Raw genomic sequence first — 14,435 nt, 5'->3', positions numbered from 1 at the left:
CGTGGCAAAGGTATTGGTGGCAGGTGCCGCAGGCTTAATCGGTTCTACCCTCTGCCAGCGCTTGCTCCAGGCCGGCCACGCGGTTTGGGGGCTTGACAATCTGAGCACGGGTTCACGTGAAAATATCGCCAGGCTCTCGAAACACCCGGCCTTTACGTTTATTGAGCACGATATCTGCCTGCCGCTTCAATCTGCCGAAGATTTCTCGCAAATTTACCATTTGGCTTCCCCCGCCAGCCCTGTGGATTTCGAGACCCTTCCACTTGAAATCATGCAGGTCAATTCCCAGGGCACCTGGAACCTGCTCGATTTGACCCGCGCAAAAGGGGCAAAACTCCTCTATACCTCGACCTCTGAAGTCTATGGCAATCCTGCCGTTCACCCCCAGACTGAAAACTATTGGGGTCACGTCAATCCCGTAGGCGCACGCAGTTGCTATGATGAAAGCAAACGCTTCGGAGAAGCTTTGATTGTCAATTACGCACACCAACACGGCGTGGCCTATACCATTGCACGGGTCTTTAATACCTATGGCCCAGGCATGGCCAATGATGGGCGGGTCGTCCCCGAATTCCTGTACCAAGCCCTCAAAGGAGAGGCCCTGGTCTTGCATGGCGGAGGGCAACAGACACGGAGTTTTTGCTATGTCGAAGATCTGGCAAGGGGTTTGCAGGGCCTGATGGAATCCCCAGACACCGAAGCTGAAATTTTTAATCTGGGCAACCCCCAAGAGTTCACGATCGAAACCTTGGCCACCACGATCTGTGAGATTGCAGGCCTTCCGATTCGTTTAAAAACGGTTTCCTCTCCCCGCCAGGATGATCCCGAACGCCGCAGACCCGATATTAGCAAAATTCAAAGCCGAATTGGCTGGCAGCCTGAAGTGGGTCTACGTGAAGGCCTGGAATTAAGCCTTGAAGATTTTCGGAAAAGATTCACATGAAAATTGCAATCATTGGTTCAGGCTACGTGGGGCTGGTCACGGGCACCTGTCTGGCAGAGTTGGGCCATGAGGTACTCTGTATTGACAATCATCTCGCCAAAATTCAAGCCCTGCAGGCAGGTCAGGTGCCCATTTACGAACCGGGTTTGGAAGAGCTGCTGCAGGCCAATGTTGCCGAAGGGCGTTTAAAATTCAGTTCAGAAATTGCCGATGGTGTGCATTTTGCAGATATTCTCTTTATCTGCGTGGGCACTCCCTCTCTCCCCGATGGCAGTGTCGATCTTTCGGTCATGGAACGCGTGATCAAAGAAATCGCCGGCAATATGCAAAGCTATAAACTGATCGTCGAAAAAAGCACGGTTCCAGTCCGCACAGCAGAATCGATGGAAGCCTTGGCACGCAAACACCTTGTTCAGCGCTCGCTTGAATTTGATTTGGCTTCCAACCCTGAATTTCTGGCCGAAGGCAGTGCCCTTCAGGATTTTATGCAACCGGATCGGGTGGTGCTGGGTGTCAACAGCGAACGAGCCGCCTCCCTTCTGGTTCAACTCTACGCCCCCTTGAATGCCCCCATGTTGATCACGGATATTAACAGCGCAGAATTGATCAAACATGCCAGCAACGCCTTTCTGGCCATGAAGATTTCCTTTACCAACGCCTTGGCGACGATCTGCGAGCGCACAGGCGCGGATATCAGCAAGGTCACGCGCGGCATGGGTTTGGACAAACGGATTGGTTCACAGTTTTTGCGTGCAGGGATTGGTTTTGGCGGCAGCTGCTTCCCCAAAGACCTTTCTGGTTTTATTCATATCGTCGAAGAGCATGGTTACGATTTTTCACTGCTCAAAGCCGTTCAGGAGATCAACCTGCGGCAACGCCAGCATTTTATTGAAAAAGTCAAAAACGCCCTTGGCAATCTGAACGGCAAAGAAATTGCCCTGATGGGACTCTCGTTTAAACCCCATACCGATGATATTCGCGAAGCGCCTTCGCTGTATATTATAGAAGCCTTGCTGGCCCAAGGCGCGCAGATTCGAGCCTATGATCCAGTGGCCATGCCCCATGTCAAAGAGCGCTTAGGGGCTCAGATCCATTATGCAGCAGACGCCTATCAGGCCTGCGAAGGGGCCGATGCCGCCCTGTTTATCACCGAATGGCCTGAATTCCGCTATCTCAATCTGCCCCAGTTAAAAACCTTGATGAAACAGGCGATTATCATTGATGGCCGAAATATCTTTGATCCTGGCAAACTTCAGGCCCAAGGTTTTTATTACGACAGTATTGGGCGAGCCCCTGTTCAAGCCCCATGAAAAGGCTGCAAGAACTGCTGCTCTGCAGTTTCGCTCTCTTGAATTTATTTTGCATACCGGCTCAGGCTTTACCCGGCCAAAACCAGCAGACGGTACGTCAATGGCTCACAAAGCACACCTTTTTACTTGAACAAAGCCCCTATCCCGATCCTGAGCGACCTGGGGTATGGGGCGTCGGTCGACCGCTGAGCGCGGGCCGCATGATCATTTTCGAAACCTGGTTCAACGCCCAGGGCTTGGTCATGGGCGAAAATATCTATCTGCACGTCCCGCCCCAAGCACCCGACAGCCTCAATCTTTTTGATCGCGAAAACCCCACCACACTTCGGCTGCTGAGCTTGATGTACGGTGAAGAAATCGCGACTGACTTTCAAAAATCCCGCCTGATTTATTCAGGCTCGAAATTATATGATGGCAAACTTTCCGGGCCAAACCCCAAACGCCTGAAATTTCCTACCCGCAAAGATTTTTTTCTGGGTAAACGCTATGCCTATATGAGTTCCTATACGCCTTCTGGCCCAGATTCCCCATCCAATATTTGGCTTCTCAGTATCACCTTGCGCCAGGTGGTAGAATCAAGCATTTCTCAACTCAAACAGGAAAAAAAATTCGCTGAACAAAACCAAAGCGCTGAGCAAGCAGCCCAAGCAAAAACCTATTTGGAAAAGCAAAATCAAGCGCTGCTGCAGCGCAGACAATTTCCCATCCAGCTTGAAAATCCAGATTGACACAGCCCTCAAATAAGCGAAAAATTAAGCCCAATCTCTGAACCGCCCCTCTCAAACCACAAAGCTCAGCCAGAATTCTAGAGGTTTAATTCAGGCAAAATGAGTCCTCTTTGCTCAAAAAAGCACAAAAACTAAAATAATTAAATAGAAATCTACTTTCAAGTCTAAATAAACTATAAGACAAGACTAAGTCTTATTTAAAGTTCAAAAAAATAGACAAGAAAGCTCCCCCTTCAACCCATAATCTAATCATCAGCAGTAAATACTGCAAAATCATCAAAAAGCGTAAAGAGGATTCTTCAAATGAGCATTACCACCATCAACCCCAACCAAACCCTTCTGCCCCAAGCAGCTCCCCAAGCCCCCAAAACAGAAACACCTGCCCAAGCGCCCGTTCAGGCAGCTCCTGAAGCAAGCAAAGACAGCATCAATATTTCAATCAATACCAGCAATATCAAAGCAGGTCTCAAAGGCGCAGGCGCTGGTGCACTGGCAGTTGCTCTGCCGACAGTTCCCGTTGGCATTTATATGATTAAACATGCAGGCTCTGGCACGGGCGGCATTGGTGCTGCAATGGCAGGCCTCGGCATTGCAGCAGCAGGTGCAGTGGGTGGTTTGGTCGGCGGCGCAGTGGCTGCAAGCACCACTGATAGCAAACTCAAAGGCGCACTTTATGGCGGGGGAGCGGCAGCTTTGGCTGGCGCAGCGTTGACCGGCCTTGCGCTTAGCAAATCAGGCATGAATCCTGGAGCCGCCATGAAAGTCGCAGCTTTGGCCTTTGGCGTAACGGGTGCCATTGGTGGAGCCATCGGTTCTAATTTTGCCGTAAAACATTAAATCTCTGCTCTTTCTGATTTCAAACTGGAGTGAAACTCACTGTTCACTCCAGTTTTTCATTTTTTCGTCACTTTAAGAGTACGTGCTTTTTTTTGTTAAATGGGTTAAAATATCTCCACCCTGCAAGGATGAGGTTAAACCTGTGAATAAAATTCTCAAATGGACTGCGCTTGTTTTTTCCATCCCCGTGATCGCCATTGCCGCAGGCGCTGGCTGGATTTCATTGAATACCCAAGGCCGTCTCAGCAAAGCTTATCCGATTGAGCCGATTGCCTTTTCAAAACAGGCCCAAATCGATTTGGCCTTGGGCGAACGGATTGTACAGGTTCGCAATGGCTGTGTAGATTGCCATGGGGCCGATTTAGCAGGAAAAGCGGTCATGGACAACCCTGCCATGGGACGAATTTATGCAAGTAATATTACCCCAGCAGCCCTGAAAGACTGGAGCGATGGAGAAATTGCCAGAGCGATTCATCATGGCATTGGCAAACAAAATCAAGCTCTGGTTTTAATGCCCTCCCATGATTATCAGTATCTAAGTGAATCTGATCTGGCCAGTGTTGTCGCCTATCTGCGCAGCATCAAAGCCGTCGAGAAAGCCAACCAGGCTCAGAAACTGGGCCCTGTCGCCTCTATGCTTTTGGCCACAGGCAAAGCGCCCCTGCTGCCCGCAGAGGTCATCAACCATCAGGCTCCCTTTCACAAGAAACCCATAGAAGCGGCCAATGCTGAATTTGGAAAATATCTGGCTGAAACAGCCTGTATTGGCTGTCACCACGCCGATTTGAAAGGGGGGCCGATTCCGGGAGGGCCTCCCGATTGGCCCCCAGCCAAAGATCTGACTCAGACGGGTCTGGGCAGTTGGAAAGAAGTTGACTTCACCAAAGCCATGAAAGAGGGTCTCAACCCACAGGGACAAAAACTTCAGGCCCCCATGCCTGTGGCACTGACAGCCAAATACACGGAAACCGAAATCAAAGCGCTTTGGGCCTATTTACAGACCCTTACTCAATAAGACTTCAGTTGGTAAACCCGGTAATCGACTTCAGGGAAGATATTATCGAGGTATTCAACCTTGGTCAGCCAGGCCGCATTGATCGCTTCAGAATGAATGGCCTGATAGAGTTCGTTGAAGCGATGTAAATGGGTTTTCACCCGCTTCACCGCATATTCCACCATCGTGCCGGTCTTCATAATAAAAGGCCAATCCGAGCTTTGGGCCAGCAACAATTCACGTGCAGCCTGGTTCAAAGCGCGCTCCTGTAAAGGGTGGGGCGCCTGATAACGATAGGCCATCTCGATCATGCGTTCAGTGGCCTTGTGCAAATGGCGGTAGATTTTATCATTGGTAGGATTCAGCCAGAAGCTGTTATAGCCATTGGCTCCCCAACTTGAGGCCGAAGGCTGAGCAATCTGCTGGCTGGGATTTTCGAGCAGATATTCATAGGGCGTTGTCATTTTATAGACATTCTGGTTGTAATAGGCTTTGCGAATCACGCGGTTGAGAAATTCGGGGCCTTCAAACCACCAGTGCCCATAGAGTTCAGCATCATAGGGTGAAAGTACCAAGGGACGGTGCCCTTCGAAGAGATGGGCCAGTTTGGTAATCTGTTCAGCCCGGCAGCCGACAAAGTGCCCCGCATGAGAGTCGGCTCTTTGACGGGCCATGGCCACGTCATAAGGCTGTTTTTTATCGGTTTTGCCTGTGACGCGGTAATACTTGATGCCTGTATTTTTACGCGTGCCGTCGGGCTGCACATAGTCTTTGATATAGTCAAAATCCAGGTCATAACCAATATCGCGGTAGTATTCACGGTAATAATAATCCCCTGGATAGCCCTGTTCAGAGCTCCAGACCTGCTCTGAAGACTCACGGTCACGGCAGAAAACCGCAGTACCACTGTCAGGACAGAAGATCGGAGCATAGGCACCAAACCGGGGGCGGGGCGTGGCATTGACAATCCCATGGGTATCGGTAAAAAAGAAATCAATACCCGCCTGTTTCACAAAGCGATCAGCACCTGGGTAATAACCACATTCTGCCAGCCAAATCCCACGTGGCCCCCTGCCAAAATGGCTTTTATAACTCTGAGCAGCTACCTGCACCTGGGCCTGAACGGCCTCAGGATACATTTGAAACAAGGGTAAAAAGCCATGCGTGGCAGTACAGGTCACAATTTCAAGATTGCCTAAATCCTGAAAGCGTTTAAAACCTTCCACCAGATTGCATTTATAGGTGTTTTGAAAGAGATGCAGAGTGGCTTTGAAACGTTGTTCATAATAACGGGCCAAAGGCTCAAAATGCGGATCTCCCTGGGTGCGGAAGACTTCTTTTTCAGCAAGTTCCACCAAACGCCCAATATAGACCAGATAGCGTTGCTGCAGCAGAGGATCTGCCAACATCGCCAGCAACGAGGGCGTCATGGTCATGGTCAGACGAAAATCAATGCCCTCATTGACCAGGTTCTCATACATGACCAAAAGCGGCACATAGGTTTCAGTAATCGCTTCATAGAGCCAATGTTCTTCAAGAAAATAATCGTATTCAGGATGCCGCACATAGGGAAGGTGCGCGTGCAGCACCATGGCGTGGTAGCCCAGAATGCTCATGCAAACAACCCCCTGCCACTGTAATTGAGGGGGCGTTGGGGCCAGGCATGCCAAGCACTGCCCTCACGGGCCGCAGGCGGCTGCAGAGAACCCGACCAGGAACGCTCACTGGCACCCACCGGACGCAGCCACCGGCTGCCCTCACTCGCGCCAGGGAATTGCTGCCAGCGCAGCATGCGCTCACTGCCGCCCGGTGTAAACCAACTGAAGAGGCTTGCGCCTAAGAATTTCCGCAGCGTCCAGTCACTGGCTCCCAAGGGCAGATATTCGGTCATTTCCCAGGGCCAAATCGAATAAGAGACAAACATCGCCTGGTCGTAAGGGTCGGTAATCCATTGTTCAAAAATAATCGGCGAAAGCTCCGCTGGCAACTCGCTGAACCAGCGAATTTCAGTCCCTTCAGGAACCCCCAACGACTGGCGGATACTTTCACGCCCAGCCGCACGTGCGGCCTCGGCATCCTCAGCTTCAGACCAACGGGCTTCACGACTCTGCCAAACGGTTTCAGGCACCAAAACAGGCTCAGCGGCAGGCGTACTCGGTTCGGAAACAGGCCAGGTCACAGGGGCCTGAACAGGCTGAACCGGAGCGGGAACAGGCCGTGCAGGCTCAGACGGAGGCATCAAATTCTCGGGAATAAAACGGGGAGCCGTTGCAAAGTCAAGCATGCGTTTGGGCTCAGGACGGGGATGCAAGAGCACAGGTGTGGGGGTAAAGGGTTGGAAAAAAGCTTCAGCCATTTGGGGAGCCATGGGGCGGGCCGCAATTTGGGGACGGACGGGCGGCACAGCAATCACAGCCGGTGCTGACGGTTGAGGGATAAACTTGGCAAAAAGATCCCTGCGAATCGGAGACACTCCAGCGGGCGCGATATAGACGGTATTCGAGCGCAAGAGCGGCACAAACCCATCCTCCAGCATCACGCCCAGTTCCACACAGACATGGCGATCGTGTACCGGGCTGTTGATATACCACTCCCGAATCAAGGGATGACAAATGGCATCCCAACTGGAATGCGCATTAGAACCATCAAAGGCAATACTGGTCACATCATAGGAACGCAGTACAAAAGTCTCTTCCCAAGCCAGATACTGCTTGACCTTTTCCAGAGTCGCCGTATCAAAATCCCAGTAAAGATAGTATTGCCAAGGATCAACAGGCAGAATTTTAATTTCATTTTCAGTGTAAAAATCGGGTAGATTCAGTTCTTCGTCTTTTTCAAGCAAATATTCTTCATGGGTTCCGGTATGCGCAAAACGCGAAGGCGCATACAGATAGCGGAAGCGGTGCTCCTGATAGGCCTTTAACTCGGCTTGCCGACGCTCATCTGCCAGTTCAGCCTGGGTTTTAGATGAAGGTTTTTGCTTGATTTCAACGCCTTGTTCCCGCGCTTCTGCGCGACGAATCGCACGCCGGAGCGCAGCAGGAGATTTCAAATGGGGGTTTTTAATTTTGTGTTTGCGCGCTAAATGGCGCAGTTTCTTTCTTCCCATCTTCTTCAAAGGATCAGATGGGGAATTTTCATTTTTCTTCATAATATTCTCTCCTGCGTGCTACATCATTGTACCCAAAAAAAGAGGGACGCAACGAAGAGTCTCTAGGTTCCCATCTAAGATAAACTATTGTTAATCTTGCTCAAACATTTTCTTTACCTCAGATTGGGTTCTGCCTGGCGCTCAAAAGCCTGAGGGGGAGAATGCTATACTGAACCAGCAATGCATACCATTTGGAGAAGCCCATGTCAGCCCCTCACCCACTTTCACCGATTACCCCCGAAACTTCCTACCGTGAAGATTTTCAATTTTTGCGAGGGCAAGTGGAGCGCAAACCCTTTTTAATCTATATCGTTGCCGCATTGCTTTTAACAGGACAGTTTTATTTGGCCTCTTTGCGCTGGTTGGGCAGCCGCATTCCCGAACAAATTCCCCAGTCTCTGAGTTGGTGCGGTTTGATTGTGCTCTTTTATCTGATTCTGCCGGCCTTTTTGATCAAATTCGTTTTCCGCGAAAAACTGCGAGACTATGGTTTGGCTTGGAATGGCCTTCACAAACATGGCTGGCCTTATCTGATTCTTTTAAGTGTCATGGTTCCCGTGATTGTTCTGGCATCCTTCAATCCCCACTTTAAGTCGTACTACCCTTTCTTCTCCTATGCTTCGGCCAGTATTGGCGGTTTCCTGCTCTGGGAACTGGCCTATGGCATGCATTTTATCGCCGTTGAGTTCTTTTTTCGCGGCTTTTTGCTTTTTGGTCCGGCCCAACGCCTGGGCCCCTATGCCATTCTGATCAGTGCAGTACCCTATTGCATGGTACATTTTTCTAAACCGGCGGGCGAAGCCATCGGTGCCATTTTTGCAGGCTTGGCACTGGGCTATCTTTCCTGGAAAAACCGCTCGATTTGGGGGGGCGCGCTTCTGCATTGGGGCGTGGCCATCACGATGGATTTGGCCTCCAGTCTGCAGAAGCTTCACGGCTAAACCTTCACGATTTAAGCCCCTCTGTTTTTATACCGATACAGTCTGAAAGCGCAGTTGAGGTAAACAGCATGGCCCTCCAAAACTTGGTTCTCTATCCCGCCGGTGAAAAAGGCGCCTTTCCACGTCTGGCCCGCCTGCTGATCAATCAGGGAGAGGCCCGTGAACAGCAAAGCCTCTGGGGCGAAGACGGCCATCAAAAAACCATCACGATTCAAATTGTATTTCAGGCTGAAAAAGCCCCAAGCGAAAGGCTTCGTGTTTTTCAGCAGGCTGAGGTCCTTGTTTTAGAAGTCAGCGGAGATCGCCCACTGTGGCAGCGTTTGAGCACGTGTTTGAAAGAGGAGCTGCGCTATCGTACCTTTACGCGTCATTCGATTGTGCGCTTTCTAGCACAAACAGGCTTCCAGTTAGACTATACCTGTTGAACAGCCACTTGTTTCTGCGGAATGGTGAAGGTAAAGGTCGTGCCCTTGGAACTGCTGCTGCAATGGATTTTGCCCCCATGCATTTCAACCACCTGTTTCGTGATCGTGAGCCCCAGGCCTGTACCACCTGAATTATGACGCCGCTGGCGATTCTGTTCGACCCGATAAAAACGGTCAAAGATATAGGGAATATCTTCTTCAGGAATCCCAATACCTGTATCCTGCACCTTAAATTCCACGTTCTTTTCATTCAAGCGGCGGGCAATGACGCGAATTTCACCTCCATTGGGAGTAAACTTCACAGCATTATTGACAAGATTCACCAAGACCTGCGACAAACGCAATTGGTCGGCCAGAATGGTATGCAAATCCTCTTCAAGATTTTCGCGCAGTACAATGCCTTTTTTCTGGGCCAGGGGGGTTACGGTCTGAATTGCGTCGTGTACGACTTTGCGCAGATCAATATCGGTCACCCTTAATTTTTCATGGGCGCCTTCCAAACGAGAAAGGTCAAGCAGATCATTGACCAAAACATGCATCCGATCCGCTTCCCGCAAGAGATTATTTAAAAACTCATCACGCACCTTGGGATCATCTTTGGCTCCCACCATCAATGACTCAAGCAAAAGTTTCATGGAGGCAACAGGCGTTCTTAACTCATGCGAGGCATTGGTAATAAACTCAGAACGCACCTTTTCAGACTGCACTTCTTTGGTAATATCGTGATAAATAATCACATGACCAATCTGCTCATGAAAACGGTTATACAGGGGAGAAGAATACCGTTTCAAAAACTGAACAGGATTTTTGAGTTCGATCAAATCACAGCGTGGCAAAAGAGGTTCTTCTGTCATGGCCTTGTGAATCTTTTTCATGGTCGCAGGGTCTACGGTGCGCTCAAATAAAAGCTTATCATCTGGATTCTGAATCAAGCGTCCGGTTGCGGCAGGATTGCTGGGAATCAACATCTCAGCCAAGGCTGGATTCAAGAGAATCACATTCAGATCACGGTCATAAATAATCAGACCATCGTTCATACAATGGATAATTGATTCGAGCTCATTTTTTTCTAAATCGACAGGCACCATGGCCGTGTTCGCAGAAGCCCGCTGAGGTGTAAGCAAAGAGTCAGAAATACTTTCAAGATCTTCTTTTAAAGTCGAAAATTCTGAACGCGCTAAAACAGCAGGCAACTGAAAGTTATCGGCATGTGCCAAAGCCCGCAGAGAATCAGCCACACTTTCTAAAACCAGCCTTTGGCGTTGTAAGCCCTGAAAAAGCAGACCGATCACCACCAAACCCATCAAGATATTCCAAAAAGGGGCAAAATGAGGAAAACGGCTTCCTAAGATAAGACTGCCTGTAATCAAAAGCAGCAAAGCCACAAAAACCTGCCAAAAAATGGACAGACTTAAGCGCAGAAAAGGTGAGGATTCAGTGAGTTGGGCTGAAGAATCAGACATAAGGTTAGTCTGCGTGTTTTCCGATACGGCGTTCAAAGCGATAGCCTACGCCTCTCACCGTCTGAATACGAACCGGATTTTCCGGATCTTTTTCAATTTTTTCACGCAACCAATGGATATGTACGTCCACGGTACGACCTTCTCCCGTAAAATCATAACCCCAAACCTGTTCAATCAGATATTCACGGGAAAGTACTTTATTGGCATTCAGCGCCAAAAGTTTCAAAAGTTCAAATTCTTTCAGGGTCAGATTGATTTTTTTGGTATCTAAAAAGACTTCATGGCGTTTTAAATCAATCACCAATTCTCCCACTTCAATCCGATCGGGTTCTACCATTTTGGTGTTTTTATGACGGGCAACCAATCTCAGCAAAGCTTTGATCCGCGCTTGGAGTTCGCGCAAGCTGAAGGGTTTGGTAACATATTCGTCAGCTCCGACTTCCAAGCCTACGACTTTGTCGATTTCCTCGCCTTTGGCAGTCAGCATAATAATCGGCACAGGCAATTCAGAACGAATCATACGGCAAACCTCATATCCGTCCAAGCCTGGGAGCATAACATCCAATACGACGATATCTGGTTTTTCAGTACGGGCCAATTCACAGCCATCTGTGCCATTGTCTGCAGTAACAACCACATAACCTTCTTTTTCCAGACCGTACTTAATACTGCTGGTTATTGAAGGCTCATCATCTATCACCAAAACTTTTGCGCTTTTCAAAGAATAAATATCCTTGTATCTATATTCTCTTAATATTGCAGTTGTTTTAAGAGATCGCCCAAATCTTTCAGGGCCCATAGGAAACAACTCAAACCCAAACTACAATATTACAAAATATTAATTAAATTTATTAAAAGAGTATTAATACTGGAAGTATAACGCCTCTGATCCTGGATATCAAGAGATTGAGTGTAAATTTTAAAAGAGGCAGGATTCAATCGGCATCTACACCAAAGAGCACCTTATAGCTGGTTTCGCCACCCCAGCGGTTGATAATTTTATTATCATAATCATCAACCGCTTTGGCCACTGCCTTAATCGCCTCTTTCAGCTCATACTTATTGGCATGGGTTGCAATCAGGGCATATTCAAACAGAATATCCTGATCCTCATCCACCGAAAAGGCACCAAAAGTAACACGGGAATTGGATTCCAGTAAAAAAGCCATGAGTTCAGCATCAATCGTTGCTCCCACTACCACATAGGAAGTGCAGCGAACCAACACTTCCCGAGCCCCCCAAGGCGCAATGCTCAGGTAAAGCACCGCCGAGCCCCGGATTAAACGGTAATTATCGTCTTCCATCAGGACTGTATCAATATCCACCATTTCGTGCAAACATTGCGCAATCCGGGCGCGAACACGCTGCTCAGGCGAGGCAAATAGGGGGAGCATCCCATCAGGCTCCAGTCTGCTGCTTACGCATGGGCTTAACCCCATAAAGCAACGGATTTCTCATTTTTTTGAAGCGAACCACAATCCGCATCAGGGTGCGGGAAACCGTAATCGCAGTAAACATACTGATAATCACCCCAATCGCCAAGGTAACGGCAAAACCACGAATCAAACCCGTACCGAAATAATACAAAACAGCACAACTGATCAAGGTCGTGGTATTGGAGTCAAAAATCGAAGAAAAAGCACGTTGGAAACCCGACTCAACCGCATTGAAAATCGATTTCCCCATGCGCAACTCTTCTTTCGTACGCTCAAAGATCAGAATATTGGCATCCACCGCCATCCCAATACTGAGAATAAAACCCGCAATCCCTGGAACCGTCAAAGTAACAGGAATCAGTTTAAAGATTGCCAAGTTCAAAAGAGAGTAGAAAACCAAGGCAATATCAGCAACGGCACCCGGAATTCGGTAAAACCAAATCATAAAAATGACCACGACGAAAAGTCCGGCCATGCCCGCAAAGAAGCTCTTTTCAACAGCTTCTTGCCCAAGGGTGGGCCCCACGGTACGGTTTTCAACCATTTCGAGAGGAACAGGCAATTGACCCGCCTTGAGCTGAATCGCGAGCTTCTTGGCGTCTTCGGCGGTAAAGCCCCCTTCGATCAGACCCGAGCCTCCGGTGATGGGACTGTTGACGCGTGGAGACGAAACCAATTTATTGTCCAGAAAAATACCCAGCGGTTGTCCTACCAGTTCGGTGGTCAGATCGCCAAACTTTTGCGCGCCTTCTTTATTGAATTCAAATTCAATGATCCAGTCACTGGCCCCACGCAGATTGGCACGGGCATCTTTGAGCATCTTGCCGTAAACCCCTGTCTCCACCCATTTGCTGGGGTCTTTGGGGTCTTGGCGACGGAAATCCAATTTTGCGGTTTCACCAATCAACTTGACCGCATCCTGCGGATCTTTAATACCTGGGAGCTCAACAATGATCTGACGCTCCCCTTTGAGCTGAATCATGGGTTCAGCAACCCCCAATCCATCGACACGCTGGCGCACAACGGCAATTGCCGCCAACATCACTTCAGGATTGACTTTGACGGCAGATTCAACCACCTTATTGTCTACAATTTTTTCTTTGACATCCTTGGCTTCAACCACCAGATGAATGCCGCCCTGAATATCCAAACCCTGTTTGATGGGTTTTGTGGCAATAATCCAAGAGGCCACGCCAATCAGGATAATCAGGAAAAGAAGCATGAATTTGTCACGATTTGCCATTATAAAGCTACCATTGATTCTTCTTCAGGATTGGAAGTATTCTTCCAGCTATTCATTACTCGGGCCACCCAAGCCAATTCATTCAGAACGGGTTTTAAATCCAGTGGACGATCGGTCTGCAATTGAGAAATAGCAGCCGCCAACATCCGCTCAGCTTTTTGAAACTCAGAGGTTTCCCGATATTCAGCCCATTCGGGCAATCCCAACATGGCCTGCAATTGCTCGCAGTCCTGTTGAGCTCTGTCTTTTTCTTTAACCAATTTCTCAAGACAGGTTTCAAGCCCCGTCTGCAAATGAGAAATCTCGCTCCATTTATCATTTGAGCGCTGTAAATTCAATAAAACACGGTGAGACGGAGCCAAAGGCTCATGCAAAAGTCGATTTGCAAGTTTTAAAAGCCATTCTGACTCCTGCGCCTTGTATTCTGCCCGCTCCTGTGCTTTTTGATATTTTTCCCAAAGCAAGGGCGCAAAAGACTGGCTGAGCTGCTGGTAAGCAGCCTCCAAAGCAGGCATCACGCGGCTGCGGTGCGAAAACAAAAGCACTTGTTCTCGTTGCAGACGTATCACCATCCGGGCTCGTAAATCCTGTGCTTCAACAGACTCTTGAACCGTTTCGGAAACCGGCGCAACAGGCAAAGCCACTGAATCACTCTCTGTTGTCGTCTTAGAAAATAAGGCGTCAGCAGGATCTGAAGATTCAGCAAAAATAGCTTCAGGGGCAGGCTCAGCGAACAAAGAAGCAGCAATGCTTTCAGCATCAGCCTCAGCAACAAGCTCAGCCTCAGCAACAAGCTCAGCCTCAGGGGCAAGCTCAGCCTCAGCAACAAGCTCAGTCTCAGCAACAAGCTCAGTCTCAGCAATAAGCTCAGCCTCAGCAACAAGCTCAGCCTCAGCAACAAGCTCAGCCTCAGCAACAAGCTCAGCCTCAGCAACAAGCTCAGCCTCAGCAACAAGCTCAGCCT

At 49.0% G+C, this 14,435-nt stretch carries 14 protein-coding genes and 1 pseudogene; 8 read left to right on the top strand and 7 right to left on the bottom strand.

Annotated features, from left to right (window positions below; genetic code table 11):
- The first annotated feature begins 1 nt into the window (after nucleotide 1).
- The 5 genes from COW20_04705 (at nucleotide 2) to COW20_04685 (ending at nucleotide 4,833) form a co-directional block, all read left to right on the top strand.
- Entirely contained in the window at nucleotides 2-943 is a 942-nt protein-coding gene (locus tag COW20_04705; protein PIW49703.1) for an NAD-dependent dehydratase, read from the top strand.
- Nucleotides 940-2,253 (top strand): UDP-glucose 6-dehydrogenase, encoded by a 1,314-nt coding sequence (locus tag COW20_04700; GenBank protein PIW49702.1) that lies wholly within the window; start codon nucleotides 940-942, stop codon nucleotides 2,251-2,253. The genes COW20_04705 and COW20_04700 overlap by 4 nt, the downstream gene beginning before the upstream one ends.
- On the top strand, nucleotides 2,250-2,981 hold the full coding sequence (locus COW20_04695; GenBank protein ID PIW49701.1) for a hypothetical protein: 732 nt from the start codon (nucleotides 2,250-2,252) through the stop codon (nucleotides 2,979-2,981). Before COW20_04700 ends, COW20_04695 begins: the two co-directional genes overlap by 4 nt.
- Before the next feature lie 303 nt (nucleotides 2,982-3,284).
- On the top strand, nucleotides 3,285-3,818 hold the full coding sequence (locus COW20_04690; GenBank protein ID PIW49700.1) for a hypothetical protein: 534 nt from the start codon (nucleotides 3,285-3,287) through the stop codon (nucleotides 3,816-3,818).
- A gap of 82 nt (nucleotides 3,819-3,900) precedes the next feature.
- Nucleotides 3,901-4,833: a cytochrome C gene (locus COW20_04685; protein ID PIW49699.1), complete on the top strand. Its 933-nt coding sequence runs from the start codon at nucleotides 3,901-3,903 to the stop codon at nucleotides 4,831-4,833.
- Here COW20_04685 and COW20_04680 read toward each other — a convergent pair.
- Together COW20_04680 and COW20_04675 are read right to left on the bottom strand one after the other, a co-directional pair.
- Nucleotides 4,827-6,419: a DUF1957 domain-containing protein gene (locus COW20_04680; protein PIW49811.1), complete on the bottom strand. Its 1,593-nt coding sequence runs from the start codon at nucleotides 6,417-6,419 to the stop codon at nucleotides 4,827-4,829. The two genes, COW20_04685 and COW20_04680, sit on opposite strands and share 7 nt — an antisense overlap.
- 5 nt (nucleotides 6,420-6,424) lie before the next feature.
- Nucleotides 6,425-7,963 carry a hypothetical protein gene (locus COW20_04675; GenBank protein PIW49698.1) on the bottom strand — a complete coding sequence of 513 codons (1,539 nt, stop codon included), beginning with the start codon at nucleotides 7,961-7,963 and terminating at the stop codon, nucleotides 6,425-6,427.
- A gap of 203 nt (nucleotides 7,964-8,166) precedes the next feature.
- Between COW20_04675 and COW20_04670 the strand changes: the two genes are divergently transcribed.
- Together COW20_04670 and COW20_04665 are read left to right on the top strand one after the other, a co-directional pair.
- Nucleotides 8,167-8,904 (top strand): CPBP family intramembrane metalloprotease, encoded by a 738-nt coding sequence (locus COW20_04670; GenBank protein PIW49697.1) that lies wholly within the window; start codon nucleotides 8,167-8,169, stop codon nucleotides 8,902-8,904.
- Between the two features lie 68 nt (nucleotides 8,905-8,972).
- Entirely contained in the window at nucleotides 8,973-9,329 is a 357-nt protein-coding gene (locus COW20_04665; GenBank protein ID PIW49696.1) for a hypothetical protein, read from the top strand.
- On the opposite strand, the gene COW20_04660 is transcribed toward COW20_04665, so the two are convergent.
- From COW20_04660 to COW20_04640, 5 genes are all read right to left on the bottom strand, one after another.
- The gene (locus tag COW20_04660) at nucleotides 9,317-10,792 is read right to left on the bottom strand and encodes a hypothetical protein (protein PIW49695.1); all 1,476 of its coding nucleotides are present in this window, start codon (nucleotides 10,790-10,792) and stop codon (nucleotides 9,317-9,319) included. The genes COW20_04665 and COW20_04660 overlap by 13 nt on opposite strands.
- A gap of 4 nt (nucleotides 10,793-10,796) precedes the next feature.
- The gene (locus COW20_04655; GenBank protein ID PIW49694.1) at nucleotides 10,797-11,513 is read right to left on the bottom strand and encodes a DNA-binding response regulator; all 717 of its coding nucleotides are present in this window, start codon (nucleotides 11,511-11,513) and stop codon (nucleotides 10,797-10,799) included.
- A 214-nt stretch (nucleotides 11,514-11,727) separates the two neighbouring features.
- A complete protein-coding gene (locus tag COW20_04650) occupies nucleotides 11,728-12,231 on the bottom strand; it encodes a hypothetical protein (protein ID PIW49810.1) in 504 nt (167 codons plus the stop codon).
- Nucleotides 12,191-13,471: a protein translocase subunit SecD gene (gene secD, locus COW20_04645; protein PIW49693.1), complete on the bottom strand. Its 1,281-nt coding sequence runs from the start codon at nucleotides 13,469-13,471 to the stop codon at nucleotides 12,191-12,193. The genes COW20_04650 and secD overlap by 41 nt, the downstream gene beginning before the upstream one ends.
- A complete protein-coding gene (locus COW20_04640; GenBank protein ID PIW49692.1) occupies nucleotides 13,471-14,208 on the bottom strand; it encodes a hypothetical protein in 738 nt (245 codons plus the stop codon). The genes secD and COW20_04640 overlap by 1 nt, the downstream gene beginning before the upstream one ends.
- Nucleotides 14,209-14,357: 149 nt before the next feature.
- On the opposite strand from COW20_04640, the pseudogene COW20_04635 reads away from it, so the two are divergent.
- Nucleotides 14,358-14,435, top strand: a pseudogene (locus tag COW20_04635) (transglycosylase).

It is taken from the genome of bacterium (Candidatus Blackallbacteria) CG13_big_fil_rev_8_21_14_2_50_49_14 (assembly GCA_002783405.1).
Classification (GTDB): Bacteria; Cyanobacteriota; Sericytochromatia; order UBA7694; family UBA7694.
Note: the sequence above shows the minus strand (reverse complement) of the source record. Positions and strands in the feature narration are given on the sequence as shown.

What these genes read in the sequence shown, in the direction of transcription:
- COW20_04700 (PIW49702.1), top strand. Translation starts at nt 940, where the DNA reads ATGAAAATTGCAATCATTGGTTCAGGCTACGTGGGGCTGGTCACGGGC.
- COW20_04695 (PIW49701.1), top strand. Translation starts at nt 2,250, where the DNA reads ATGAAAAGGCTGCAAGAACTGCTGCTCTGCAGTTTCGCTCTCTTGAAT.
- COW20_04690 (PIW49700.1), top strand. Translation starts at nt 3,285, where the DNA reads ATGAGCATTACCACCATCAACCCCAACCAAACCCTTCTGCCCCAAGCA.
- COW20_04675 (PIW49698.1), bottom strand. Translation starts at nt 7,963, where the DNA reads ATGAAGAAAAATGAAAATTCCCCATCTGATCCTTTGAAGAAGATGGGA.
- COW20_04670 (PIW49697.1), top strand. Translation starts at nt 8,167, where the DNA reads ATGTCAGCCCCTCACCCACTTTCACCGATTACCCCCGAAACTTCCTAC.
- COW20_04665 (PIW49696.1), top strand. Translation starts at nt 8,973, where the DNA reads ATGGCCCTCCAAAACTTGGTTCTCTATCCCGCCGGTGAAAAAGGCGCC.
- COW20_04660 (PIW49695.1), bottom strand. Translation starts at nt 10,792, where the DNA reads ATGTCTGATTCTTCAGCCCAACTCACTGAATCCTCACCTTTTCTGCGC.
- COW20_04650 (PIW49810.1), bottom strand. Translation starts at nt 12,231, where the DNA reads ATGGGGTTAAGCCCATGCGTAAGCAGCAGACTGGAGCCTGATGGGATG.
- secD (PIW49693.1), bottom strand. Translation starts at nt 13,471, where the DNA reads ATGGCAAATCGTGACAAATTCATGCTTCTTTTCCTGATTATCCTGATT.